A 23,957-nucleotide genomic window follows, 5' to 3' on the forward strand; every position below is an offset into this window, starting at 1 on the left:
AGGTGCTTCATGGCTGCTGCCGGCAATGACTCGGCCACCGGGCCGATCTCGTTGTGGCGACACCGCGACTTCCGGAAGTACTTGACCGGGCAGGCAGCCGGCGTGGCCGGGAGTTCGATCAGCTCGACAGCGATCCCCGTGCTGGCCGTGCTCACGCTCGACGCCACCGCCGGTCAGGTTGCCTGGCTGGCGTTCATGGGGCAGCTCCCGCCCGCGCTGTTCGCTCTGCACGCCGGGGCGCTCGCCGACCGGTACTCCAAGCGGAGGCAGATGATCATCGGCGATCTGGTCAGCGCTGTGGCCCTTGCGACCGTGCCGGTGGTCGCGGCCCTGGGAATGCTGACCCTGACTCAGCTCATGGTCGTCGCCGCGGTTCAGGGTGCTGCCGGGGTGCTGCACGACGCGGCGGGGATCAGCCTGCTGCCGCAGCTCGTCGACCGGTCGTTGATCCAGCGGAGCAACAGCCGCGTGGGTGCGCTGTTCGCGCTCGCCGCGACCGGGGGCAGTAGCCTCGGCGCCGCGCTGACCGCGCTGCTCGGCCCGGCCCGCGCCCTGCTCGGGGACGTCGCCTCGTACCTCCTCAGCGCCTGGTGCACCACCCGCATCCAGGTCCGCGAGACCCCGCCGGCACCGGCAGGGAGACGAAGACTGCGCACGGAGATCGCCGAAGGTCTGAGGTACGTACACGGCGACCACCGGCTGAGCGTGCTCACCTGGGTCAACGCGACCACCTCGCTGGCCCTGGCCATGCTCAACACACTGTGGGCGCTGTACCTGCTGCGGGTCCTGGAGATGAGTGCGACGGCCTTCGGCGTGGTGCTCGGGCTCGGCGCCCTGGGCGCGGCCGTCGGCGCGTGGTCCGCCCCGGCCGTCGCCGGGCGGTACGGGCCCGGGCCGATGATGACGGGTGCGCTCGCCCTCACGCCGCTCACCCAGATCCCCCTGCTGCTGGCCTCCCCCGGCCTCGGCTGGGAGATCGGAATCGGCAGCGCACTGTTCCTGCAATTGGCCTGCGCCGGCGCGGCGGGCACCACCCAGCGGTCGATCCGTCAGATCATCACGGAGCCCCGCATGCAGGCCCGGATGCAGGCCGTGAGCACATGGCTGACCTCCGGCGCCCGGCCGTTGGGCGCACTGCTGGCCGGCGGGGTCGGGACCTGGGCCGGAGTGCGACCCGCCCTGGCCGTCGGGGCCTGTCTCCTCGTCGTACCACTCACGGTCCTCTCCCGTTCCCCGCTGCGCACTCTGCGGCAGATGCCCGGCCCGGCCCCTGTGCCGGACGGCCCAGGCGGCGTTGTCCCCCGAACGCTTGCCACCTCCCCGTCGGCAGTACCTGGCCCGGGACCGGCACCCACCACGAGATCACGGGAGGACTCGATGGACGGCGGAACCTCATGAGACAGACCTTGGGAGATTCATGACTCGCAGCGAAGATGCCCCCGTCGCAGCGGTGCCCGCCCCTCGGTTGGCCACCCCGGACGATGCCGGCGAGATCGTCCGGCTGCGTTCGGACTTCGTCCTGTCGGAGCCTCTCGACGAGGAGTGGGTCGGTCGTTGCCGCGATCACCTCGCGTCGCGGCTGGAGCCTGGGGGCGATGCCCGCGCCTACGTTGTCGGCGGGCCGTCCGGCCGGCTGGTCTCGTGCGCGCTCGGACTGATCCACCCCGTTCTGCCGGCGCCGAAGTACCCCAAGGGGCTGGCAGGTCGGATCCACGCGGTGGCCACCGTTCCTGCCCACCGACGCCGCGGCCACGCCCGGGCGGTGCTGGCAGCTCTGCTGGAGCACCTGGAGCGGGATGGGGTCACGCTCTACGAACTGCACGCCAGCGCGGAGGCGGCGCCGCTGTACGAGGAGTTCGGCTTCGCCGGCGATCCCGCGCTCATGCGGATGATCAGGTTCCCGCAGAGCCGGAATGGTAACGCGCGATGACCGAGGGGTGGCTCCCGCCCGAGGTGTACGCAGCCTCATTGCCGGAAGCGACCGTGTTCGGCGCGCTCTTCTTCACCGACATGAACGACTGGCACGTGCAGCTGCACGCCGTCTACAGCGCCGAGCATCCCTGGCAGCTGCCCGGGGTGGACGGCGGAGGCCGGTGAGTGGCCGTGGGAGACCGCGGTGCGGGAGACCGAGGAGGAATCGGGTCCTCCCGCTGGAGGAGTGGCGAGCGCTGATGCCGGTGCGGGACTTCGCGCGGCTCGGTGCCTTCCTGGAGGCCCGCCGAACCGGGGTGGCGGCCTACGTCGGCGACTGCGACTGGGACACGGATACGAGTACGTCCACGAGCACTGGGGAGACAGCACGGTGAACGCAACATCATCGGCGAAGGACTGGAGCGAGCACTACGCGTCGGGCCGCAGCATCATGCCGCTGTCCGTCGTCGAGAAGGCCATGGTGCGCGAGCGGCTCGTTCCGGGCATCGGCCAGGAGGCGCCGCGGGCGCTGGATGTGTGCTGTGGGACGGGCGAGCTCGCCCGACTGCTCGCCGGCCTCGGCTACAGCGTCGACGCGGTCGACTACGCCCCGGGCGCTATCGACCGCGCATCCGACGAGGCCGGGCCGGAGGTCACGTACCACTGCGTCGACGTGACCTCGGGCGACGTCGAGGGGCTCGCGCCCGCTGACGGATTCGATCTGATCACCATCCGGCGGTCGCTGGCACATCTGGGCGACCGTACGAGGATCGTTGCCGAGCTCGCCGGCCTGCTGCGTCCCGGTGGAACTCTGTGCGTGATCACCCCGCATGCCGACCGGTTCCCGCAGAGCCTCCGCGGCATCGCTTTGGACGACTCCGAGATCACTCTGCTCACCGACGGCTGGGAGCACGTCGAGCGCGTCGAGGCGGAGGACTGCACGGTCGTCCTCCTGCGTGGGTCCGGTGTGCGGGCATCGGCCGCGTATCAGGAGAAGGGGCGACCGAGTGCGGCGGCGATGGCCGGCGTCGCGGTCGTCGTGACGAACTCGTACGGGCAGGTGCTGCTGGGCTGGAACCCGTCTCGGAGAGTGTGGGAGCTGCCGGCCGGGAAGGTCGAGCCCCGGGAGGCCTTCGAAGCGACCGCGGTCCGGGAACTGGCTGAGGAAACGAGCCTGCGCGCCGACGCGGAAAGTGTGGTGCTGCTGGGAACCCTGTGCGACGACACCCATGGAATGACTCGGGTCACGGAGGTCGCCCGACTCACCGAATACGCAGGCGAACCGCAGTGCCTTGAGCCCGAGTTGATCGCCCGCTGGGAGTGGCACACACCCAGCCTCCTCGGCTCCCTGCCTCAACCGCTGTTCACCGCGTCCGCGCAGGCGCTGAACACGGCATGGCCCGGTCTGCTGCCCGGTCTCCCGCCCGCGCACTTCACTCCGCGGCCTGCCCCGGCCGGCGGTGAGCGGTCGCGGTTGCGGTTGCGGTTGCGGTTCGGGGAACCCGCGGCGGCAGTGCGGCAGCGTCTTCGGCTCGCCGAGGATCTGACCGAGGCCGGCTGGACGACCTCACCTGCTCTGCGTGCCGCGTTCCAGGTCGTGCCGCGACACGCCTTCATGCCCGAGCAGTCCCTGGACCGCGCGTACGCCAACGAGGCCGTCGCAACCGTGACCACCGACGACGGCACGTCGTTGAGTTCCGTGTCCCAGCCCGAGATGCAGGCCGTCATGCTCGACCGCAGCCGTCTGCGTGAAGGCGGGCACGGTCTGGAGATCGGGGGCGGCGGCTACAACGCGGCCCTCATGGCCGAGCTCGTCGGCCTCACCGGCACGGTGACCTGTGTCGAGTTCGATCCGTACGTGTACCGGCGCACGGTCCGGTTCCTGCAGGAGACCGGCTACGCGGACCGTGTGCGCGTGGTTCTCGGTGATGGCGTGCACGGTGCTCCTGAGCGTCTGGTCCCGCCAGGCGGGTTCGACGCGATCCTGGTCACGGTCGCCTCAATGGACATCCCCCCGGCCTGGACGGCGCAGCTGGCCGACGGCGGCAGTCTCGTGGTTCCGCTGCGGCTCGGCGGCTATACCCGCTGCGTCGCCTTCGAGAAGAAGGGCCCGCTCCTGCGCTCGACGCACGTGAGCCCGTGCGGGTTCGTGTCGATGCAGGGCATCGGCCGCTGGGACGACACCCCGGTCCCCATCGGGAAGTCCGGTTACGGAATCCGTTGGGAGGACACGCCGCCCGCCCCGGTCGACGGACTCGAGCGCGCGCTCGCGGGCGATCCGGTGGAGCTGTGGACGGGAGTATCGGTGGCAGGGGACGAGTCGTACGAGACGCTTCAGCTCTGGATGACCGTCGCTCTCCCGGGCTTCTGCCGGCTGACGGGCGGCCCTGAGCAGGGCCCTGTCCGGATGCCGAAGTACCAGGACGCCGCGGCCATGGTGTCGGGCCGGTCGCTGGGCTGCATGGCCGTCCGCCGCATGGAGCACGACGAGACCACCGGGGTGTCGCGGTGGGAGTTCGGAGCGCAGGGCTTCGGCCCTGACGCCAAAGCCGTCGCCGACACCGTGGCAGGCGCCGTTCACGCCTGGGACCATGAAGTCCGCCGCCACGCGACACCCCTGCTGACCGTCCTACCGGCCACGATGCGCGATGAGCAGGATCCCGCCCGATGCTTCGTCGACAAGGCGCACTCGCGCATCGTCCTCGCCTTTCCCGAGACATCGTCATGACGCCAAGCCCATCCCCCGGCGGCGCCCGCTTGCCGGTATCGACGGCAACTTCCTTCGCTACCTCGGTGCCGACCCCGTCCAGATCAGCGACTACACCACCGGCCACGCTGACGTGCACTGGGCGAATCTCACCCGTCCACCGACCGCCGACGGGCACCCGCCCGCCGTCTGACCTGCACCAACTCATCGGAGGGACCACCTGATGGACACAGACCCGTGGGACACGATCAACGACCTCGCACGCCTTTTCAACGAGTTCGACGCCGAACACGACATCCCGGATGAGGAGCAGTGGACCCTCCAGGTCCTCAAGATGACCGAGGAAGTAGGAGAAGCGGCCCAGGCCGTCATCGGCGCCCGTGTCACCAACCCGAGGAAGCTGCCGACCCACACGTGGCAGGACGTGCACAACGAGATCGCGGATGCGGCGATCGCCTGTCTGGTCGCTCTGGCCCGGATGCGCCCCGACGCCGATACCTTCTTCGCCCGCCTGCTACAGGAGAAGGCCGCCGGCTTCCTCCCTGCCGAATCCGGCACCGAGCACCCGTAGCCACCACCACCCGGCCTCGGCTTGCGCGTGCAGTTGGTCGGGCTGCTGCGGAAGTACGGCCCATCGACGGCCACCCGCCTCGCGGAGCGGCTGGGTGTGAACTCCGGAACGGCCAGCTACCACCTCCGGCAGCTCGGCGCGGCCGGCTTCGTCGAGGAGGACACCGAACGCGGCAACGCGCGCGAGCGCTGGTGGCGTTCGGTGCACCGGACGACCTGGTTCAACGATCCGGAGCTTGCCGAGCAAGAGCCCGAGGCCGCACTGGCCTACCAGCAGTCCGTCGCCTCCATCTACACCCTGCGCACGCAGCAGACCCTGAACGAGCTTCAGACGATGCCCAGCGTGTGGCGGAACACCTTCGACATGAGTGACTGGGCCCTGCGGCTGACGCCCGAGGAGGCAACCGCCCTGTACCGGGAGTTGGCGGAAGTCATCGGGCGCTACCGGCGAGACGCGCCGGAGACGATGGCAAGTGCCCCCGAGGGGGCCGAGCGGGTCGCCGTGATCACGCAGATCCTGCCCGAACTGGATGCGCCTGCCGCGCCGTCGCTCCCTTCCGTCCCGCGGGAAGAGGAAGGAAGTCCGACGGCATGACCAACGACGACTCGAAGGTCGGCGACATACCCGGCAAGAGGTCCTTACGGCCGTTGGGCGGGGTGCTGGCGGCCATGGCCGTGTCGCTGACCGGCACACGGATCTCCGTTGTGGCTCTGCCCTGGTTCGTCCTCGTCACCACCGGCAGCGCCACCCAGACCGGACTGGTCGCCTTCTGCGAGATGGCTCCCTACGTGGTGGTCAAGGCGTTCACCGGACCGCTGGTGGACCGGATCGGCCCGCGGGCCGTTTCCTGGACCACCGACCTGGCCAGCGCGACCGGCGCCGCCGCGGTTCCCCTGCTCCACGCCCTGGACTTGCTCTCCCTCCCCCTTCTTCTGGTTCTGGTCGCGCTGATCGGCGCGGCCCGGGGACCCGGCGACCTGGCCAAGGAGGTGATCGTCCCGGAAGCAGCTGAGCGCGGCCGAGTGCCGCTGGAGCGCGCCATGGGTCTGTCCGGCGTGATCGAGCGGCTCGCCTCCACCATCGGCCTGGCGATCGGCGGTTCCCTGGTGGCGCTGCTCGGCCCCCTGACCGCCCTCGCCGTCAACGCGGGCTGCTTCGCCCTCGGATCGGTGATCATCAAACTCGCTCTGCCTCGCGGCATGGGACACACGGCCGAGGAAGCCTCCTCGCCGGCCAGGAAGACGGAACCGGGCTACTGGCGGCGATTCGGCGAGGGCTTCACCTTCCTGCGCGGCGAGCCACTGCTGCTCACTGTCATCGTCATGGTCGGCATCACCAACCTGCTGGACGCGGCGATCACCTCGGTGCTCGTACCCGTCTGGGCCAGGCAGTCCGGCAACGGGGCGACCGCGATCGGCCTGATGGGCAGCGTGATGGGGGCCGCAGGCGTCGGAGGGAGCCTGATCGCCGCAGTGGTCGCGCAGCGGCTGCGGCGTCGGTTGGTGGTTCTCACCGGGTTCCTGCTGGCCGGGGCACCCAGGTTCCTGATCCTCGCCTTCGACGCCCCGCTGGGGGTGGTGCTGGCGGTCTTCGCGGTCAGCGGGTTCGGCGCCGGATTCGTCAACCCAGTGCTGGGGGCCGTCTTCGTCGAGCGGATCCCCCGCCGGATGCTGGGCCGGGTCAACGCGCTCGGCGACTCATTGTCCTGGGCGGGTATCCCTCTCGGCGGGCTGATCGCCGGGGCAGCGGTGACCGCTGTCGGACTCGTGCCGGTGCTGCTGGCCTGCGGCATCGCGTACTTCCTCACCACGAATCTGGCTGGACTGCGGCGGGAATGGCGGGAGATGGACCGCACGGGTGGGCGGAGTGTCCCGGAGCCGTCCTCCAAGGACGACGCTTCACGAGGCAACGCGAATCTAGCGACATGACGCCGCCGGGTCCGAGTGCCGAACCCTCGCTGAGAATTCCGTCGCCACCGCCGTTGACCAGATCCGCTGGATGCTGCGGCTGCGGCTGCGGCTGCGGTCCCAGGTCCCCTAGGCCGTGTCTCCCCGATCATGAGCTGCTCCAGATGGTGCCGACTGCGAGGGTGACTGCTGCCCAGGAGCGGCGAGCGAGGTGTGGGCAGCCGTTAGCTGCTGTGATTGCTGGTGGCGAGTTCGGGTTGTGGGCTGTGCCGCAGGAGGCGGTCGCCGATGGCGTGGACGACGGCGAGGCCGATGACGAGGATGGCGATGCCTGCGAGGATTTCGAAGCCGCGGTGTTCGGCTTCGACGGCGACCTGGCCGGGGGAGGCGAGGGCGAGGACGATGGCGAAGGTGTAGAGGCCGTACATGAGCCAGTACCTGTTGGCCTGGGTGAGAGCGGCGATGAACGCGACGGTGGCGATGGCCTGGGTGACCCAGACGGACGGGGCGAGGATCGCCACGGGCAGGGCGGCAGCGGCGCCGGCGGCAGTGCCGATGGCCTTGCCCCGGATCCGCTCGCGTTTTCCAGTGACGATGTACAGCGCGAGGATGATGATCGGCTCCGGCACCCAGTAGGGCTCGGTCCACCCGAGCGCCACCCCGAGTGCGGCCGCGGCACCGAGGGCGGCGCCGGACACGAGCGCCACCACGGCGGCCACCTTGACGGGCAGGCGGTCGCCTTCGATGACAGGGGCGGTGCCGAAGCGGTGGGCGATCACGATGCCGTAGCCCACACCGAGGGCCGCCATGATCCCGGAGATCAGCGCGTCGGTGCCGGACGGTGTCGGTGCCGCGAACGTGGCGGCGAAGGCGAGCGTCAGCAGCGGCGGGAGCCAGCCGAAGCCGATCCCGGCCCCCACCACGGCGCCGGTCGCCGCGAGGAGCGCCACCCACCACCAGTCGTAGGCGGTGAGGGCGCCCAGGCCGACCGCAACCCCCGCCGCGGGGGCGAGGTACAGCATGCGGCGGGTTCCGCCGAGCTTCGCCCCGACGACGCCGAGGAGCAGGCCGAGGAACACGGCCCGGGCACCCAGCTGCCCGGCGACGATCCCGGCCACCGCGACCGGCAGCACGATCCCCACTACGACAGCGCCGAGAATGTGCAGCCACCGATGGGCGCCCGACTGCTTGGCCGGAGCCGCTGCCGCGTCCGGCTTCCGGCCGTTCGGAACGTCCCCGTGCTCAGCCTCGCCCACCACACGACCCTTCCCACGTCCGGGGCCAGGGTCTGGCTCACTTGCCTGCCCGGCGCTGCGGTCACCCTACGCAACCGGGCATCCCAGACCGGCGAACGCCACTGACGCATCCGGGTGCGGACAGGTCGCGCACGGCGTGGTCGCCGCGGTCGCAGATTGTTTATCAAGAACTCCTTTTCTGCGCAGCCCCTGTCGTTTTGGGGTGCCACTGGCCCTGCCCCGAACCATGCCTCTCCGATCATCTGACTCGTTGGCTCGATATGACTGGCCGCGGGGATCTGACCGACAGTGAGTGGGAGCGGCTGGCGCCGCTCCTGCCGGTGAGCAACGGGCGCTGTGGCAGATGGCGGGACCACCGGCAGGTGATCAACGGGGTCCTGCATCGGGTGCGGACCGGCGTGCAGTGGCGTGATCTGCCTGAGCGGTTCGGTCCGTGGAAGACCGTGCACAAGAGGCATGTGCAGTGGTCGGCCGACGGGACCTGGGAGCGGCTTCTCCAGCAGGTTCAGGCCGTCGCGGACGCCGAGGGCGCCATCGACTGGGACATCTCGGTCGATTCCACGGTGATGCGCGCCCATCAGCACGCCGCCGGGGCTCGCACAGCGCCTCCGGCCGTGTCCTTAAAGGGGGGCAGCGGTGGTGGAACACCAGATCGATCCGGCGTGGAAGGGCCTGGCTGGCCACCTGGCGGAGGTGGTGCGGCAGGTGAGGGCCTGGGCCGCTCGCGGGGCGGGTTCACCACCAAAGTCCACCTGAGTGCCGATGGCCGGTGTCGGCCGCTGTCCCTATTGGTCACGTCCGGGCAGCGGGCGGACTGCACGCAGTTCGAGCCGGTCATGGAGAAGATCCGCGTTCCGAGGACCGGCTCCGGGCGGCCGGACAGCGTCAGTGCCGATAAGGCGTACAGCAACCGCCGGACCCGGGCCTACCTGCGCAAGCGGGGTATCCGGCACGTGATCCCGGAGAAGGCCGACCAGGCGACGAACCGCGTCAAGCGCGGCTCGCACGGCGGTCGGCCTCCCGGCTCCGACAAGGAGCGGTACAAGAAGCGCAACGTCGTGGAGCGAGCGATCAACAAGCTCAAGGGCTTTCGAAGTGTGGCAACGCGATACGACAAGCGCGGCCATGTCTTCCTCGGCACCGTGACGTTCGCAGCCATCACCATCTGGCTCCGCTCGTGATCGAAGAGACAGACTAGACCCGCCGAGCCGCGCCATGCCACGTATAGGGAGTGCCGGCCCGGCGGCCACCTGACCCACGGCTCGTTCCGGCATCTCCACGCCGGTGTGGTCGGACCACCCGTCACCGAGTACGGGCGCGGCATACCGAGGACGCAGCACGCCCAGCCACGCTGCGCATCGCGCTCCGTTGGGGGTTCGGTGCACTCCAGGAGATCGGCGTTCGCGGCAGCACGATGATCTACTGCATAGAGTGACCATGCGCCTGGCTGGTCCGTACGAGGGCTTCCGGCGGAGAGCGAATGAGGCTGCAATGAGTGAACTGACCAAGCCCGAGATCGACCTTCCGGAGGGTGACGCTCCCACCGAGCTGACCATCCGCGACCTCGTCGTCGGGGACGGGCTTGAGGCGAAGCCGGGCAGGGTTGTCCAGGTTCACTACGTCGGGGTCACCTTCGAGTCCGGAAAGGAATTCGACGCCTCCTGGGACCGGGGCCAGACGTTCAAGTTCGCCGTGGGCGGCGGCAAGGTCATCAAGGGCTGGGACCGCGGAGTCAGAGGCATGAAGGTCGGCGGCCGCCGAGAGATCATCGTTCCCCCGCGCCTCGGCTACGGCAAGCAGTCCCCCTCGCCGTTGATCCCGGCAGGCTCGACACTCGTCTTCGTGGTGGACCTGATCTCCGTCGCAGTCTGAGACCTTCTGTCACCCGGCCTCTCCCTCCGGAACCAAGGCCGGGCAACACCCGCCGTCCGATCGCGCGGCCGTAGACGCCCGCGGTGAGGACGGCCAACCTGTCAGGCTGGCCAGTTGAGGCGGCCGTCCACGATGGCCGGTAGAGACGTGGGCATCTCGTCGGTGACCCAGGCGAACTCCAGGGCTGAGAGTGTGGCCCGCTGACAGGACATGTTGAAGCACCGCGCGCTCGCTGGTGCTCAACGGGCGCGGGTCGACGGAAGGTGGAGCCATGCTCCCGTTGTGAGGTAGCGGGGGCTATCAGCCCGACGCATAGACCGACCGTCGCCGGGGCCGCTCCGCAGGCCGTCCACCCGGCCCCTCGTGACATCGCCGCGCAGCCCTGCAACCGCCCTTACAGCAGAGCCCGTTGCCTGCTGTCGAGCCCCGTGAGAGCATCAAGATTCAACGGTCCGTCTCCTTTCGCTTCCCTTCGCAACACGGACGAAAGAGTGCGGGCCATCGCCATGTCCACGGCTGTGAGCAAGCCGCCAAGATCTGCTAATGACAGGTACCGCTTGATGTACGCAACCGATCTCGCAGAAGCCCGCATCGACGATGCGAGCAACATCTTGGTTGCGCCGTCGATGTTGCACGACCATGACGTGATCAAGGACTTCTTCGGGTCCATCATCACGCCAGAGGACCTTGCTTCCGGTTCGCCCGACCTCGCGCAGAAGACCGTGTACCTGTGCGGCGATGTATCCGGGATCAACGGCCGCCACGTGGAAGCGGCTGCACGGGTGTTCGTTGTTCGGGAGCTATCGCACGGCTACCACGAGGACGTCGACCGGCCTTGGCCCCTCGTCGACCTCGGCCGAGTTCCCGTCCGCGTCCACGGCGTCGGCGTGCACTACCGCCGCTTCTTCGGACTCGGCGCCGATCACTTCGGACGGATCCGTGCGGAGCACGCGTTCCAGTCCCTGACGGAGTCCACCAAGCCTGGAACAGCCCATCGCAGCGGGATCTACCTGACGCCCGTCACACGACACGGTGACGAAGTGCATTTCCGCCTTCTCCGGTGCTCCACGAATCTCTCGGGGCCTACTGAGAACTTTCGCCCGACCGACACGAGCATCGTCGAGGCTCTGAACCACGAGGCTACCGCCGTCTTCCGGAACCACGCACCGCTCAATCACGTTCTCGCTCAGATTTACCACAACACCCCTGCCACAGCCGAGCGCAAGCAGTCCAAGGCCAAGATCTCGTCCCATGCCGACAAGACCAAGGACATGCCCGGCAATGGCGTCATGGCTTTCTGCACCTTCTATGACCGGCTCGACGAGCTGCGGCCCCTTGCCGAAGACCCCTTCGACTACGGCGTGAAGGGCGTCAGCGGGCTCACCACACTCCACTTCCGCCTCAAGAAGACGACCGAAGAACACGACGGGGTCGCGCTCCCCCCGCAGTTCACCGTGACCCTCTATCCCGGGTCCGTGTTCTTCATGCCACTTTCCACCAACCGTCTGTATACACACGAAATCCGGCCCTCAACATTGGACGCCGAGTTGCTCCCGACCCGCCTGGGATACGTGGTGCGCTGTGCGAGTGCCGAAGCCGTTCACAAGAACGGCCACACATTCCTCAATGTGGCCGGAGAATTGGTGAAGCTTGGGCCACCCACGCCGGCCGGTTTGGACGAGCTGCGCAGGCTGTACGCCGAGGAGAACAGAACCTCGTCCTTCATTGATTACGGCGACAAATTTCTCTTCAGCATGAACACGGGAGACTACCTTGCCCCCCGAGCCTAGGATCTCGGATCAGATCCTCTCGTCCGTTTTGCCGACCGATGAGAATCTCTTTGCGGAACTATCCGCGTCGACTCGCTGGGAAGACGTAGGAAAGGGCCGGCGAGGCGCCGTGCTCGCCAGGACCGACGAGGCGGGTGGTGTCCCTCTCGTACGTACTACCACTCGATATGACAGCCCGGCGCAGCGCTTCCAGGCGGTTCACGAACGGCTGGCGCAACAGATTCAAGAACGTGCGGCGCTTACGGTCGGATTCAACAACGCTCTCGTCGAGAGCTACACGAACGCTTACAGAACCATGGGTAGCCATTCCGACCAAGCTGTCGATCTGGCCGACGAGTCGTTCATCGCCGTCTTCTCCTGCTACCAATACCCCGAAGCGAGCCCACCGAGGAAGCTGGTCTTTGAATCAAAGGGGTCTGGTGGCGAGAGGTTCGAAGTCCCCCTCACCCACAACAGTGTCGTCGCGTTTCCTGTCGACTCGAATCGGCGACTCAGGCATAAAATCATCTTGGACGCGCCGGCTCCCACGGCGGACAACCAATGGCTGGGCGTGACCTTTCGAACCTCCAAGACCATCGTTCATTTTCGCGACGGACATGCCTACCTCCCGCAGGGTGCGCGCCTCACGTTGGCCGACGATGAGCAGAGGCGCGAGTTCTACCAATTGCGTCGCCGCGAGAACGATGAAAAGGACTTCACTTACCCCCTGCTGACGTACACCATCAGCGAGAGCGATCTGATGCCACTCCTCTGACCTTGAGGGCTTCGAACCATCTTCCGAGCGCCGCCCGTGTCGGACCTCATTCGCCCGTACCCGACCGTCGTCGACACCGATGACCCGGCGGGGCGGCCGCTGTCACCGCGGAGCCGCACGCGGGGATCGACGCACCGGTCGATGCTCGTGAGAAGCGACGGCGCCCCCAGTCCGCGCAGCCGTCGCAGGGCCTCACCTAGGGAAGCCTCGGCGAGAGCCTTAGTAGCCCTGCGTAGCGCTTCCCACGACAGCCCGGCGCGGCGCCTCTGTAAAACCTGCTTGGCGGATCACGGCGACCGCTGTTACGTTTCCGGAGGCCGTGCAAGAGAACGAGGAGGTGGTACCCGTGAACGCAGTATCGACATGGGTGCTCCCCTCCGGGGTCACGGTCGGACGATAGGCAGGTCGTCCGGGAGCGCCGTTTGAGAGCACTCCCGAAAGGCACGACCATGCATTTCACTTCCGAACAGCACCTCGACGACGGTGTCCTCGAGCGCGAGTTCACCCTCGGCGACATCCCCGGCACGCTGTGGACGCCTGAATCCGCGGCACCCGTTCCGCTGATTCTGATGGCCCACAACAACGGCCTGCCCAAGGCGGCAGCCCGGCTGGTGGCCCGGGCCCGGCACTCCGCGGCATGCGGGTACGCGGTGGCCACCATCGACACCACCGGGTGCGGTGACCGGCCCCGTTCCGCCGCCGACGAGCAAGTTCGCGCCGACCTTCGCCGGGCGATGCAGGCCGGCGAGCCTGTCGACGAGATCTTCGAGTCCCTCGTCGGCCCGCTGGTCGAGAAGGCCGTCCCGGAATGGCGGACCACTCTGGACGCCCTCCTTGCGCTGCCCGAGATCGAGGGCCCCGTCGGGTACTCGGGGTGGACCGCCGTCGGCATCCGTCTCGCGGCGGTCGAGCCGCGCATCGCGGCCGCCGGCTTCTTCGCCGGGGGTTACGTGCCCCGCGCCCAGCGCGAGGAGGCCCGGCAGGTCACCATTCCGCTCCTGTTCCTGCTGCAGTGGGACGACGACGGGAACCCCCGGCAGCGGGCCCTGGACCTGTTCGACGCCTTCGGCACCAAGGAGAAGACGCTGCACGCCAATCTGGGCGGACACACCGGCACGCCGTGGTTCGAGGTGGAGGACGGGAACCGGTTCTTCGGCCGGCACTTGAAGTGAGGCCGGGCCGCCCGGCCGGCAACAGGCGGTAGGTAGGAGCAGTACCGGTCGGGATGCTGCTCTTCGAGGACAGGGCCCGGCTCTCCTCAGCTTCTCCACCGCGGGCCCCTGCCGAGTCGGCAGGGGCCCGCGCTCCGCGAAGACAGCGGTTCAGTTCGCAGCCAAAGTGCCGCCCTGTTCCGTCTCGTAGAAGGAGAGTCCGCAGTGGATGTCTCATACGTCCCACCCTTTGCACCCTGCGGACACCTCCCCCGACCGTTGGTCGCCGTCCGCACGATGCTGCTCGGTGGTCTGCCGGGACGGCGTCGGCGAGGACCCCGCGGTTGCCGAAGCCGATCCATCGGGCGAACCGGTTGAACGACTCTGGGATCTGAGAACTGGGATCAAGAGTCATACCGGCGGGTAGCTTCGTTCGGACACTCTTTCTACCCGAGGAGTACGGCATGAAGACACGTCAGTTAGGCCACCTCCGGATGTCCGTGCTGGCCGTTGCGTTGGCCGCGGTCACCGCGACCACCGTGGGCACCGCCCCGGCTGCGCATGCCGCCGGACCCGTCGAGCTTCGCCTCGTACCGCTCGGTTCCGGCTACGAGGCCGGGCTCCAGCAGCAGGTCGGGTACTGGAATCTGAACCGGCTGTCCGCCGCATCGCTCAACGGCGACGGGTCCGAGGCCGTCGCTCCGGCAGCCGGATGGGATGACACCGCCCGGCCCTGGGCCGGCGGCGGGAAGATCACCAAGACGGTCGGCAAGCTGGTGATGCGCATGCGCAACGCCGACGGAGCGAGCACGACCGACGCCCTCTCGGCCTGCACCGCCACGGTGGTCCAGAGCCGGAACAAGAGTGTCGTGGTCACCGCGGCGCACTGTCTGCGCATCAACTGGGGCCTGAATGCTCCGCTGGACCTGAACCAGGTCGCCACGAACGTACTGTTCATCCCCGACTTCCGGGGCGAGAACCTGCCGCGCGTCGCTCCGGGCACCGACCTGGAGCAGGGCCCCGCGATCGGCCCCGACGTCGCACCGTACGGAGTGTGGGCGGTGACGCGGGCCTGGTGGACCGAAGGCTGGGCGGCACAGGCCAACCACCTCAACAACAACGACATGGTCGCAATGGTCGTCGACAACCCGGCCGACGAACGTCCGATCGAGGACGTCGTGGGCGGCGGCCAGTCGATCGGCTTCAACCCGGCCCGCCAGACGCCGCGCACCAACTTCGGCTACCCGACCGTGAACTTCAAGAGCTACAGCGGCCCCAACTTCTCCAGCACCGGCGCGGCCGTGATCAACGGCTCCCCCAACGTCAACAACGTCCCCGCCGCACAGCAGCGCATCTACGACGGACGCTCCCTGCTGTTCAGTCAGGGCCCGTCCTGGATCAACCGTGAGTGGTGGTGGGACACCAACAGCGACCTGATGAAGACCCAGCTCAGCCCCGGGTCCAGCGGCGGCCCCTGGTTCAAGGACTTCAACCAGACCACAGGGGAGGGCGTCCTGGTCGGCGTCACCTCTCACCTCGCCCAGTCCAGCACCGGCGGACTCGACGCGATCGCCGAAGCCGAGGGCCGTGCACCCAGTCCCTACATGGCCGGGACGAACTTCGGCGACCAGGAGAAGGCCGCCTTCGAAACGGCCCAGTCCGTCACCCCCGGAGCCTGACCATGACGCCTTCTGTGAAGCGCGTCGTGAGCGCGCTGGTCGCGGCCGTCCTTCTGTCGATTACCGCCCCCGCCGCACACGCCACCCCAGCCGCAGACGCTGCGCACGCCTTATCGCGGCCGGCGCTGACCGACGGGTTCGGACTGACTCAGGTCACGAGCGCCGCCGGCTCGGCTCCGACCAACACGGACACCAACTTCGTGATCACGGTGAAGTCCGCCGAGGTCCGAGGCGAGCAGAACATCCGGATCATCCTGCCCGAGGACTACGCGACCCACCCTGCCAAGCGGTACCCGGTCCTCTACTTCCTGCACGGTTCGCCCGACGACCCGGCCATGCCCTTCTACGGCAACGCGGCGCTCACCGGGGCGTCCGGCATGATCACCGTCGTGCCGGACGGCGGCAACCGCGGCTGGTACGCCAACTGGCTCAACCAGAACACCGCCGCCGGAGCCGCGAACTGGGAGAACTTCCACATCAACCAGGTGATTCCGTTCGTCGACGCGAACCTGCGCACCATCGCCACCAAGCAGGCCCGCGCCATCGCCGGCATCTCGATGGGCGGCTTCGGCGCCTTCCACTACGCCCAGCGGCACCCCGAGCTCTTCAGCCAGGTCGGCTCCCTGTCCGGCGACCTGGAGCTGGGCGCCAACCAGATGGCCATGCGCCTGGTGGTGGTCGCCTCCCTGACCAACGCGACCGGTGCGCTGTGCGCCTCCACCTCCGGGACGGTCGGCTGCGACGGTGACGCCTACGCGCCCGGCGTGGACAGCGACGCCCTCTTCGGCACCCCCTACCCGGTGTTCAACGCCGACTGGCGCTGGAACGAAGCCGATCCGGTCGCCAACGCCGCCAAGCTCAGGGGTATGGGCATCCACATCTACATCGGCAACGGTGATGGCGGGAACCACGATGTACGGGAGTGGTGGCTGGAAAGCGGCTCCGTCCATATGAAGGCCGCGCTCGACTCCCTGAACATCCCCGTCCACTACGAGAACTACGGCAACGGCACCGACTGGGGCGAGTACTGCAAGGGCGGCGGCCATGAAGCCGGCTGCTGGTACCAGGATCTCGTCGACCTCATGCCGCGCCTCCAGTCCTCCCTGACCCCGGCCGCCTGAGCCTGGCCACCTGACGCCGGCCACCTGATGCCGGATTCCGGAACGGCAGGTGACACCTGCTACTTCTGCGGCGCGTTGCCACCGAGGGACGCGCCGCGCCTCTTGATCCCCCGGACGACTCCCCCCTACGCTCGGGTAACCACTACGGACCAGGAGCGATGCCGACGTGCCTCACCCCACTGGCGACCAGCGGCTGCGGATCGCGGTGTTCGGCGCGGGCAGTATCGGCTGCTACCTCGGCGGCCACCTCGCCCAGCACGCGGACGTCACCCTGATCGGGCGGCCCTCGGTACTGGACGGGCTGCGCGACGGGGTGAAGCTCAGCGGCGGAGGCCGTCCCGCGGTTCACATCCCCCGGGATCGGCTGACGCTCACGACGGAGCCGGACGCGGTCGCCGACGCCGACTGCGTACTCGTCACCGTCAAATCCGCCGCCACGGTGTCGGCCGGACGGGAACTGGCCAGACGGCTCCGCCCGGACGCCGTCGTCGTCAGCTTTCAGAACGGATTGCACAACGCCCGCCTGCTACGGGACGAACTCCCCGGCATCACCGTGCTCGCGGGGATGGTGCCGTACAACGTCGCGCGCACCGCACCTGACACCTTCCACCAGGGCACGGGCGGGGCGCTGATGCTCGACGGGGGCCTAGCCTCGGCACCGCTCGTGGCGGCGCTGACGGCCGCTGGGCTGCCGGTCGAGCCGCGCGACGACATGGTGCAGGTGCAGCACGCCAAGCTGCTGATGAACCTCAACAACGCGGTGAACGCGTTGTCCGGCCTGCCGCTGCGGGAAGAACTGGGCGCGCGCCCGTACCGGATGTGCCTCGCACTGTGCCAGGAGGAGGCACTGGCGGCGTTCGCCGCGGCAGGAGTCCGACCGGCCCGGCTCGGTCCCGCCCCGGCCCGGCTCATGCCACGGATTCTGCGCCTGCCCGATGCCCTGTTCCGCCGCATCGCCGCGGCCGGGCTCCAGGTGGACGCGCACGCGCGGTCCTCGATGTGGGACGACCTGGAGCACGGGAGGGCGACGGAGATCGGCAGCCTCCAGGGCGAGGTCGTCGCCATGGCGGAACGCCACGGCCTGACCGCACCGGCGAACGCCCGGCTCATGACCCTGGTTCACGAGGCCGAACATGCGAGCGGCGACCGCCGTTCCTGGACCGGCCCTGAGCTGCTGCACGCGGTGCGTCAGCCGTGAGTCGGCCGGATCGCGGATGCACCTGAGGCAGCAGACCCGGTCCGCGTCCTCGTAGTCCGTCACCGGACGCAGTGCGCCACGCTTCCCTCGCATTCCCAGGCTTCCGCCGCGCTTCGGGCGCACTCCAGGTTCGGCAGGGCTTCGGCCGCCCGGCGGGGGCGATACTGCTCTGGTAGTCGCCCCGTCGCCGAACCAGCTCCGGATGCGCGCCGCGCCGGACCGGGCCGCTGGGGATGCACCCTTGTCACTGTCTCCGAAGGGAGCCGTTCATGACCACGGCGAAAGACCTGTTCATCATCGCCATCGGCCGCCCGAGGCCGGATCATGCCGTGGGACAGGGTGACCTGTCGCTCGCACTCGCCGGAGCCGAGTTGATCGATCTCATCAGCGCGGGTGCCATCACCCTGGACGGCGATCACATCGTGCCGGGCAGGCCGCCGACGCTCGACGATCCGCTCCTCGGCGAGGCCGCGGCACAACTCATTCGGCAGGCGCCCTACGAGCGGATCGAGGACTGGCTTTGGCGCCGGGGCCGAGACCTTTCGACCGTGTACCAGACCACGCTGGAGGAGGCCGGTGACCTGACGCGGAAGCGAAGCAGCCGTCTGTCCTTCGGATCAGGAAGCATGGAAACGGTCGATACGCCCAGCAGCCGCCGGGCAGCCGACCGTTGGGACGATGAGGAACCCGTCCTGGCCGCCCTCGCCTCGGTCGTGGGCATCGGCGACGGCCGGTCCGACGACGAGCCCGACCTCGCTGACGAGGCAGTGACGAACGTCGTGGCCACGGTCCACGACGCTGTGATGGAACTGGAGGCCGTACGTCAGAGGCGGACCATCGAGAACGCGGCCTTCGCCAACCTCTGGCGTGGATAAGTCGAGCTCGTGCAGCCTCCGCGGTCGAGGCCGATCACAGGGATGACCGATCGCCCAGGCGTCAGGCGGCGACCAGGCCGGTCCCTTCATCGGAACCGTAGCGGGGACCCGGCGCGATCGGTCCGACCGGTCCGACCGGGTCCACGGCGACAAGGCGTACGCCTCCCGCAAGAATCTGGTCCCTCGCGGCCGTCGACCGCCCGAAGTCGATGCCGAGGGCCACCGGGCTCGACATGCTGTCGAGTGCGGCCCTGATCGCCTCAAATACCACCGCGCGGTGGCTGCCCGCTCCAACAGACTCGCGCTCCGCCACGAGGCGACGGTCCTCTTGGCAGCCGTCAACAAGTGGCAGTGACCAGCGCGTTCGAACTATTCTCAGGGCCCGGTGCTACCCCATCCACTCGCCATCGCGCATGACCACCCTGCCACGGAGTTCCGGTTCTCCGCGCCAGGCGCGCACTGTCCGCGGCGCCACGCGCAGGTACAGGTAGGGGGTCTCTTCCTTACGCGGATCCCAGCCGAACTTGCCCGTGAACGCATCGGCGGCATCCTTCGGCACATCCTGCGCGGAGTAGCACACCGCCTCCCCCTGCAGCAGCACCACATCGACGGTATCCGGCAGTGCGAGCCGTACGCGCGGTTCCTCGCGAGCATTGCGCGCGGTCGCGGAGTCCGCGCCGGTACACATCCACACCGCTTGCCCGTCCCACAGAAACCAGAGCGGCACCTGATGCGGGCCGTGGTCGGGGTGGGCCGTCGACACCCACATGTCGCGCTCTGAGCCGAGCCGTTCCAGGGTGTCCCGCCTGCGCTCCGCCGCGTTACGGCGAATGATCTTCCTATCTTGCATGGACGCTGACCTTAGCCAGCAGGTTCACGGTGCGCATGGGGCGCAGGTCCTAGACCCGGAGGCGGACCCCCTATCCAGCGTCCCACCAGCAGCTACACCGCGAGCGTCAACACGGCGGACAGAGCACTTCACAACACGAGCGCAACCAGCCGGTCGCGGAGCCGTGGCTTCGAACCGACAGCCCCGTGAACGCGTGGCTCCTCAGATGCCCGTAGAGAGTGCCACGTGGCGCCATTCGTCCAGTTCACGCCGCACCCGGTCCAGCTTCGCCTCCACACGCTCGATCGCATCCGCGCCCAACTGCAGGCGCAGCGGCGGCTCGGCAACCTCAGCGATGTCGACTATGGCCTTCGCCGCCTTCGCCGGATCTCCTGGCTGACGGCCGTCGTTGTTGGCCAGTGCCTCTCGCACCGGCCCCGCGCCGGCGACGTAGTCCGCGATGGAGGCCGGTTCGACCTGCATGCTCGAGCTGCTGAGGAAGTCCGTGCGAAAGCCGCCCGGCTCCACGATCGTGACGTGTACGCCCAGCGGGGCCAGCTCGCCGTGCAGTGCCTCGGAGATGCCCTCCAGGGCGAACTTCGACGCCCCGTACAGGCCCGCCGCCGGCGCCGTGGCGAAGCCGCCCACGGAGCCGATGTTCAGGACATGTCCGGATCGCTGGGCGCGCAACGTCGGCAGGGTTGCCCGCAGTGTGTTGAGTACGCCGAACACATTGACGTCGAAGAGAGCGCGGGCGGCTCTGTCGGACGTTTCCTCGATCGCGCCCACGAGCCCATAGCCGGCGTTGTTGACCACGACGTCGATCCGTCCGAACTCCGCCAGGCCGGCCTCCACCGCGGCCGTCAACTGCCCGGGTTGGGTCACGTCCGCGTCCACCACCAGCAAGCCGTTCGTCTTCCCCTGGTACGCCTGGCGCACCGCCGCCCCGTCCCGCGCCGTCGCGATCACGCTGTGCCCGCGATCCAGCGCCTCGCGGGTGATCTCCGCGCCGAGCCCACGCGAGGCTCCGGTGACAAACCAAACGCTCATGTTCTCCCCTTGTTCCGGTCGCCTGACCGGCCGACTTGCTGACGGCTCGACACTAGAAGCTAGAGTCGGGTCTAGATCAAGAGCGGCGTTACGGGGCGGTCATGGACCTGAGCATCGGTGAAGTAGCGAAACGCAGCGGGCTCAGCGTTCACGCACTGCGGTTCTACGAGCGGGAGGGTCTGTTCGCCAACCCTGTTCGCCGCCTGTCCAACGGCCGTCGGATCTATCACGAGGAAGATCTGGAGTGGCTGGCGATCTGCACGAAGCTGCGCTCCTCCGGCATGTCACTGGCGACGATCCGGCAGTACATCGACCTGGCCCGCCAAGGCCCGGGCAACGAGCACGAGCGACTCGAGTTGCTGCGCCGGCACGAGAACCACGTGGAAGCCCAGATCCAGGAACTGCACGAGACCTTGGATGTGATGCGCCACAAGGTGCGGATCTACGAGGATCACCTCGCACGCGGCGAGGCCGACCAGCTCTGGAATCCCTCCCACGCGGAGACTGCCCGAACCGGAACGCACCCCAGGAGCGCCGGCCCCTCAGAGAAAGCATGATCTTCCGGTCATGACCCGTGCGGAGGGGGCGGCCGTCACGCCTACCGCTCCTTCACCCTCCGCGCCCAGTCCGCAGGCGCCTCCGCCTGGCGTACCGGAAGCACGAGCCTGGCCAGGAACGCCCCCGGGGGCGAGCTTGGTCTTGGGGGTGCCGTGAGTAGCGTACTGTTGGACCTACCGACGCGGGGTGGAGCAGCTCGGTAGCTCGCTGGGCTCATAACCCAGAGGTCGCAGGTTCAAATCCTGTCCCCGCTACTGAAGAGACATGAGGCCCGGATCCTGTGGATCCGGGCCTCATGCGTGCTCGTGCACCTCAGCTCCCCGTCAGGGTGGAGTCCACTGCGGTACACCCCGTTCGGCGTGGGCTCAGCGGATCACGGCCGCCCCGGACGCCTTGGCAGCCTGGCGACACTGTGGGTGACCTTGGTGGAGAGAGCGGGGAATCACCTCGCTGCCCCTTCCTGACGGCCGGGTGGAGGTAGGCGTCGGCCGGGCCGCGCGGCAACGTCGATATCTGCGGCAGCGGCCGCGTAGCTCCATTGGGCGAAGTAACCGAAATCTCTATGTACCCGTTGGCTCGATCATGAACAAAATCATCACGACCCTGCTTGGTGCCGGCCTCCTCGCCGCCGGGCTTGCTCCCGACGCGACGGCCACAGGACCCGTCGAGCCGGCCCGGGACGCGCACGTTCAGCTCACCCTCGCTCGTCTGCAGGGTGAGACTGAGGTCATCGGGTTCGCCTGGCTCGACTGTCCCGGCGCCGAGGGCCACAACCACCCGCTCGCACGCGAGGCCTGCCGGGACCTTCACACGGCAGGCGGAGACTTCGACCGCTTGCCGGGCCAGAGCACCGCACTCTGCTCGAACGACTCCGCCACGGTCACCGTAACCGCGCGCGGAACGTACGGGGGTCGCGAAGTCCACTGGGAGCGTACGTATGCGAACGACTGCGAACTCGCCCTCGCGACCGGGCCCGTCTTCGACTTCTGACCCTGCCTGTCTGCCTGCTACCTGAGCAGCCCGCCAACGCAGGTGCAAGCCGGCTTTGACAGCGAGGCCCGCGCGGGAGATGGCGATTCCGCGCGTGCTGGACCTGGCCGTGGCGGCAAGAGGTAGCGGCGATGCATGCACGGACCCCTGGACGACCGCCTCCGCGTCGCCGCCTCCCGAAGGTGGGTGAGCGCCGCGAGGGGGTCGTGCTCCTCCACCGCTGCATCTGTCCCCGGCACGATGTCGTCTCGGCCGAACCAGGGACTCCCGCGGGCTCGTAGACCCCCCTCAGCAGACCTACACCGGGCTCGCCATCTCGCACCGGGGCCGGCGGGTCGGCGAATTGGGTGTCGTTGCTGCCCAGGGGCGCCGCCCCTGTACTCCTCCGTGCACCGGGGGAACTTGGTCGTTCCCCAGCGATCTCAGCTCTCGCCTGCCTCGACGCCTCCACGCAGCCCCCACTCATCGAGCCTCGAGTAGATCAACGCAGTGCGGCCTCCGGGGAAGCCCAACGCCTCTGCCTCCCCGGAGTACACCGCCACCAGAGAGTCAGGGCCTCTCCACCAAGTGTCTGCAACGCCCATCACCTCGCGCACCGGCTCGTATCCGTTCAGCTCGATGCCGTCGACGTCATCGCCGACGAGCTTGGTGACTTGCTTCGCCCACATCGATGCGTGGATTCGAACCACCAACCTGCGGAGTCTGATTCGGGTGAGTCCGGATCGAGGTACTTGGGGCCTCCGTCGTACTGGGACGCGGGCGGCAGGAGCAGACCGCCCGATTTCTGCTGCTGGTAGGGCGCCATCGGTCGATCACTGCCGCAGGAGCCCGAAGGACAGCGGGCCCGGCCCCTTTACGTGTCCTGCGGCATCTCGCCGGGTCGAGCTGAAGCGACCGGCCGTACCTACGCTGAGCTGGTCGACCTTGTACGCGGGCGACCACGGAAGCCCCGGCCCCCGCCTCAGTCACGCAGCGAAAGACGGCAGCTCTCCCACCGCTTCGGCGACACGGCCCGCCAGGTCCTCCCACGGACGCGGAGCGACGACCGGTACGCCGGCCGCCCGCGCCTGCGCGGCGAGCCATCGGCCGTACAGCACGCTGACGCGTGCGCGATGGCGCTGCGGTCCGGCCTCCGGCTCCCGGTGCAGGTAGTTGGCCGTCACCTGCGCCTCGTCGTCCTCGTGGAGGAAGACGGCACGGATCGCACCTCCGGGCGTCGCCGATCCTGGCAGGACGTAGTCCCCTTCCAGGATCACCGGGGTGTCGGTGCCGACATGGTTGGCCACCACCGCCTCGATCGCCGGAGCCAGCGCCTCGGCGATCGCGATCTGCCGCTCGACCACCGACTCGGGCGCGTGAAGTGCAGCCTCCGGGTGAGTGCGCCAGAAGTGGACCTCCGGCAGGTGTTCGGGCAGTGTCACCGCGAGGAGGGCCTCCACGATGTCGTCGACCTCCACGACAGGGACGCCGTACCGTCGTGCCAAGGCCCGGCCGACACCGGTCTTCCCCATCCCCGACGCGCCCCCGACGACGAGCACCCGCCAGTCGGGAAGGCCCCGCACCTCATCCGTACCGTTCACATGGGCAGAGTAACGGGGCTCGACGCCGAGGCGGGCGGTGGTGCCCGGCCGGCCACCGCTCCTACGAAGCGCCGGCGTCGACCCACCGCGTCCCCGTCGGCCACACGCCGGTTTTCGGGGCGGCGGACCGCTTCGACGCGGGGCATCTCTGTCGCATC

The 23,957-nt window shown here is 68.7% G+C and carries 24 protein-coding genes and 1 tRNA gene; 19 read left to right on the plus strand and 6 right to left on the minus strand.

The window, feature by feature from the left end; translation table 11 throughout:
- Positions 1-9 precede the first annotated feature (9 nt).
- The 7 genes from ACZ6K0_RS34330 (at position 10) to ACZ6K0_RS34360 (ending at position 7,117) form a co-directional block, all read left to right on the plus strand.
- The gene (locus ACZ6K0_RS34330) at positions 10-1,398 is read left to right on the plus strand and encodes an MFS transporter (RefSeq protein WP_469230518.1); all 1,389 of its coding nucleotides are present in this window, start codon (positions 10-12) and stop codon (positions 1,396-1,398) included.
- A gap of 19 nt (positions 1,399-1,417) precedes the next feature.
- The gene (locus tag ACZ6K0_RS34335) at positions 1,418-1,930 is read left to right on the plus strand and encodes a GNAT family N-acetyltransferase (protein WP_469230516.1); all 513 of its coding nucleotides are present in this window, start codon (positions 1,418-1,420) and stop codon (positions 1,928-1,930) included.
- Between the two features lie 38 nt (positions 1,931-1,968).
- Complete coding sequence (locus ACZ6K0_RS34340; protein WP_469230514.1) at positions 1,969-2,097, plus strand: hypothetical protein; 129 nt, start codon at positions 1,969-1,971, stop codon at positions 2,095-2,097.
- Positions 2,098-2,302: 205 nt separating this feature from the next.
- Positions 2,303-4,639 carry a methyltransferase, FxLD system gene (gene fxlM, locus ACZ6K0_RS34345; RefSeq protein WP_469230512.1) on the plus strand — a complete coding sequence of 779 codons (2,337 nt, stop codon included), beginning with the start codon at positions 2,303-2,305 and terminating at the stop codon, positions 4,637-4,639.
- 202 nt (positions 4,640-4,841) lie between these two features.
- The gene (locus ACZ6K0_RS34350) at positions 4,842-5,189 is read left to right on the plus strand and encodes a MazG-like family protein (protein ID WP_469230510.1); all 348 of its coding nucleotides are present in this window, start codon (positions 4,842-4,844) and stop codon (positions 5,187-5,189) included.
- 21 nt (positions 5,190-5,210) lie between these two features.
- Positions 5,211-5,783, plus strand: a complete 573-nt coding sequence (locus tag ACZ6K0_RS34355; protein ID WP_376411699.1) for a helix-turn-helix domain-containing protein — start codon at positions 5,211-5,213, stop codon at positions 5,781-5,783.
- Positions 5,780-7,117, plus strand: coding sequence for an MFS transporter (locus ACZ6K0_RS34360; RefSeq protein WP_469230508.1), 1,338 nt, complete (start codon positions 5,780-5,782; stop codon positions 7,115-7,117). The genes ACZ6K0_RS34355 and ACZ6K0_RS34360 overlap by 4 nt, the downstream gene beginning before the upstream one ends.
- 203 nt (positions 7,118-7,320) lie before the next feature.
- Here the strand turns inward: ACZ6K0_RS34360 and ACZ6K0_RS34365 are convergent, their stop codons facing one another.
- Entirely contained in the window at positions 7,321-8,352 is a 1,032-nt protein-coding gene (locus tag ACZ6K0_RS34365) for an FUSC family protein (protein WP_469230506.1), read from the minus strand.
- 260 nt (positions 8,353-8,612) lie between these two features.
- On the opposite strand from ACZ6K0_RS34365, the gene ACZ6K0_RS34370 reads away from it, so the two are divergent.
- The 9 genes from ACZ6K0_RS34370 (at position 8,613) to ACZ6K0_RS34410 (ending at position 18,792) form a co-directional block, all read left to right on the plus strand.
- Entirely contained in the window at positions 8,613-9,533 is a 921-nt protein-coding gene (locus tag ACZ6K0_RS34370) for an IS5 family transposase (RefSeq protein WP_469230505.1), read from the plus strand.
- Between the two features lie 310 nt (positions 9,534-9,843).
- Positions 9,844-10,224, plus strand: coding sequence for an FKBP-type peptidyl-prolyl cis-trans isomerase (locus ACZ6K0_RS34375; RefSeq protein WP_376411687.1), 381 nt, complete (start codon positions 9,844-9,846; stop codon positions 10,222-10,224).
- A gap of 560 nt (positions 10,225-10,784) precedes the next feature.
- The gene (locus ACZ6K0_RS34380) at positions 10,785-12,014 is read left to right on the plus strand and encodes a hypothetical protein (protein WP_469230503.1); all 1,230 of its coding nucleotides are present in this window, start codon (positions 10,785-10,787) and stop codon (positions 12,012-12,014) included.
- A complete protein-coding gene (locus tag ACZ6K0_RS34385; RefSeq protein WP_469230501.1) occupies positions 11,998-12,768 on the plus strand; it encodes a 2OG-Fe(II) oxygenase family protein in 771 nt (256 codons plus the stop codon). The genes ACZ6K0_RS34380 and ACZ6K0_RS34385 overlap by 17 nt, the downstream gene beginning before the upstream one ends.
- Before the next feature lie 449 nt (positions 12,769-13,217).
- Entirely contained in the window at positions 13,218-13,940 is a 723-nt protein-coding gene (locus tag ACZ6K0_RS34390; protein WP_469230499.1) for a dienelactone hydrolase family protein, read from the plus strand.
- A gap of 443 nt (positions 13,941-14,383) precedes the next feature.
- A complete protein-coding gene (locus ACZ6K0_RS34395; RefSeq protein WP_469230498.1) occupies positions 14,384-15,598 on the plus strand; it encodes a trypsin-like serine peptidase in 1,215 nt (404 codons plus the stop codon).
- Between the two features lie 2 nt (positions 15,599-15,600).
- Positions 15,601-16,719 (plus strand): alpha/beta hydrolase, encoded by a 1,119-nt coding sequence (locus ACZ6K0_RS34400; RefSeq protein ID WP_469230496.1) that lies wholly within the window; start codon positions 15,601-15,603, stop codon positions 16,717-16,719.
- Positions 16,720-16,885: 166 nt separating this feature from the next.
- Positions 16,886-17,917, plus strand: coding sequence for a 2-dehydropantoate 2-reductase (locus tag ACZ6K0_RS34405; RefSeq protein ID WP_469230494.1), 1,032 nt, complete (start codon positions 16,886-16,888; stop codon positions 17,915-17,917).
- A 269-nt stretch (positions 17,918-18,186) separates the two neighbouring features.
- On the plus strand, positions 18,187-18,792 hold the full coding sequence (locus ACZ6K0_RS34410; RefSeq protein ID WP_469230492.1) for a GOLPH3/VPS74 family protein: 606 nt from the start codon (positions 18,187-18,189) through the stop codon (positions 18,790-18,792).
- A gap of 61 nt (positions 18,793-18,853) precedes the next feature.
- On the opposite strand, the gene ACZ6K0_RS34415 is transcribed toward ACZ6K0_RS34410, so the two are convergent.
- The 3 genes from ACZ6K0_RS34415 to ACZ6K0_RS34425 all read right to left on the minus strand — a co-directional run bounded on the left by ACZ6K0_RS34415 (position 18,854) and on the right by ACZ6K0_RS34425 (position 20,671).
- A complete protein-coding gene (locus tag ACZ6K0_RS34415; protein WP_469230490.1) occupies positions 18,854-19,105 on the minus strand; it encodes a hypothetical protein in 252 nt (83 codons plus the stop codon).
- 75 nt (positions 19,106-19,180) lie between these two features.
- Positions 19,181-19,642 (minus strand): pyridoxamine 5'-phosphate oxidase family protein, encoded by a 462-nt coding sequence (locus ACZ6K0_RS34420; RefSeq protein ID WP_469230488.1) that lies wholly within the window; start codon positions 19,640-19,642, stop codon positions 19,181-19,183.
- A gap of 201 nt (positions 19,643-19,843) precedes the next feature.
- Complete coding sequence (locus ACZ6K0_RS34425; protein ID WP_376411660.1) at positions 19,844-20,671, minus strand: oxidoreductase; 828 nt, start codon at positions 20,669-20,671, stop codon at positions 19,844-19,846.
- A gap of 101 nt (positions 20,672-20,772) precedes the next feature.
- Here ACZ6K0_RS34425 and ACZ6K0_RS34430 point away from each other — a divergent pair, with 101 nt between their 5' ends.
- The 3 genes from ACZ6K0_RS34430 (at position 20,773) to ACZ6K0_RS34440 (ending at position 22,219) form a co-directional block, all read left to right on the plus strand.
- A complete protein-coding gene (locus ACZ6K0_RS34430) occupies positions 20,773-21,228 on the plus strand; it encodes a MerR family transcriptional regulator (RefSeq protein WP_376411657.1) in 456 nt (151 codons plus the stop codon).
- Between the two features lie 181 nt (positions 21,229-21,409).
- Positions 21,410-21,483, plus strand: a tRNA-Met gene (locus tag ACZ6K0_RS34435).
- Positions 21,484-21,811: 328 nt separating this feature from the next.
- The gene (locus ACZ6K0_RS34440) at positions 21,812-22,219 is read left to right on the plus strand and encodes an SSI family serine proteinase inhibitor (protein WP_469230485.1); all 408 of its coding nucleotides are present in this window, start codon (positions 21,812-21,814) and stop codon (positions 22,217-22,219) included.
- Between the two features lie 422 nt (positions 22,220-22,641).
- Here ACZ6K0_RS34440 and ACZ6K0_RS34445 read toward each other — a convergent pair whose 3' ends face one another.
- Both ACZ6K0_RS34445 and ACZ6K0_RS34450 read right to left on the minus strand, forming a co-directional pair.
- Positions 22,642-22,911, minus strand: coding sequence for a hypothetical protein (locus ACZ6K0_RS34445; protein ID WP_469230484.1), 270 nt, complete (start codon positions 22,909-22,911; stop codon positions 22,642-22,644).
- A 273-nt stretch (positions 22,912-23,184) separates the two neighbouring features.
- Positions 23,185-23,799 carry a hypothetical protein gene (locus tag ACZ6K0_RS34450; RefSeq protein WP_469230482.1) on the minus strand — a complete coding sequence of 205 codons (615 nt, stop codon included), beginning with the start codon at positions 23,797-23,799 and terminating at the stop codon, positions 23,185-23,187.
- Positions 23,800-23,957: the final 158 nt, after the last annotated feature.

Source organism: Streptomyces sp. NPDC042346 (genome assembly GCF_055581845.1).

Bases quoted from the DNA above. Each gene is read 5' to 3' on its own strand.
- ACZ6K0_RS34430 (WP_376411657.1), top strand. From the start codon at position 20,773: ATGGACCTGAGCATCGGTGAAGTAGCGAAACGCAGCGGGCTCAGCGTT.
- ACZ6K0_RS34330 (WP_469230518.1), top strand. From the start codon at position 10: ATGGCTGCTGCCGGCAATGACTCGGCCACCGGGCCGATCTCGTTGTGG.
- ACZ6K0_RS34380 (WP_469230503.1), top strand. From the start codon at position 10,785: ATGTACGCAACCGATCTCGCAGAAGCCCGCATCGACGATGCGAGCAAC.
- ACZ6K0_RS34360 (WP_469230508.1), top strand. From the start codon at position 5,780: ATGACCAACGACGACTCGAAGGTCGGCGACATACCCGGCAAGAGGTCC.
- ACZ6K0_RS34370 (WP_469230505.1), top strand. From the start codon at position 8,613: ATGACTGGCCGCGGGGATCTGACCGACAGTGAGTGGGAGCGGCTGGCG.
- ACZ6K0_RS34375 (WP_376411687.1), top strand. From the start codon at position 9,844: ATGAGTGAACTGACCAAGCCCGAGATCGACCTTCCGGAGGGTGACGCT.
- ACZ6K0_RS34440 (WP_469230485.1), top strand. From the start codon at position 21,812: ATGAACAAAATCATCACGACCCTGCTTGGTGCCGGCCTCCTCGCCGCC.
- ACZ6K0_RS34395 (WP_469230498.1), top strand. From the start codon at position 14,384: ATGAAGACACGTCAGTTAGGCCACCTCCGGATGTCCGTGCTGGCCGTT.
- ACZ6K0_RS34425 (WP_376411660.1), bottom strand. From the start codon at position 20,671: ATGAGCGTTTGGTTTGTCACCGGAGCCTCGCGTGGGCTCGGCGCGGAG.
- ACZ6K0_RS34335 (WP_469230516.1), top strand. From the start codon at position 1,418: ATGACTCGCAGCGAAGATGCCCCCGTCGCAGCGGTGCCCGCCCCTCGG.
- ACZ6K0_RS34400 (WP_469230496.1), top strand. From the start codon at position 15,601: ATGACGCCTTCTGTGAAGCGCGTCGTGAGCGCGCTGGTCGCGGCCGTC.
- ACZ6K0_RS34410 (WP_469230492.1), top strand. From the start codon at position 18,187: ATGACCACGGCGAAAGACCTGTTCATCATCGCCATCGGCCGCCCGAGG.
- ACZ6K0_RS34350 (WP_469230510.1), top strand. From the start codon at position 4,842: ATGGACACAGACCCGTGGGACACGATCAACGACCTCGCACGCCTTTTC.
- ACZ6K0_RS34390 (WP_469230499.1), top strand. From the start codon at position 13,218: ATGCATTTCACTTCCGAACAGCACCTCGACGACGGTGTCCTCGAGCGC.
- ACZ6K0_RS34420 (WP_469230488.1), bottom strand. From the start codon at position 19,642: ATGCAAGATAGGAAGATCATTCGCCGTAACGCGGCGGAGCGCAGGCGG.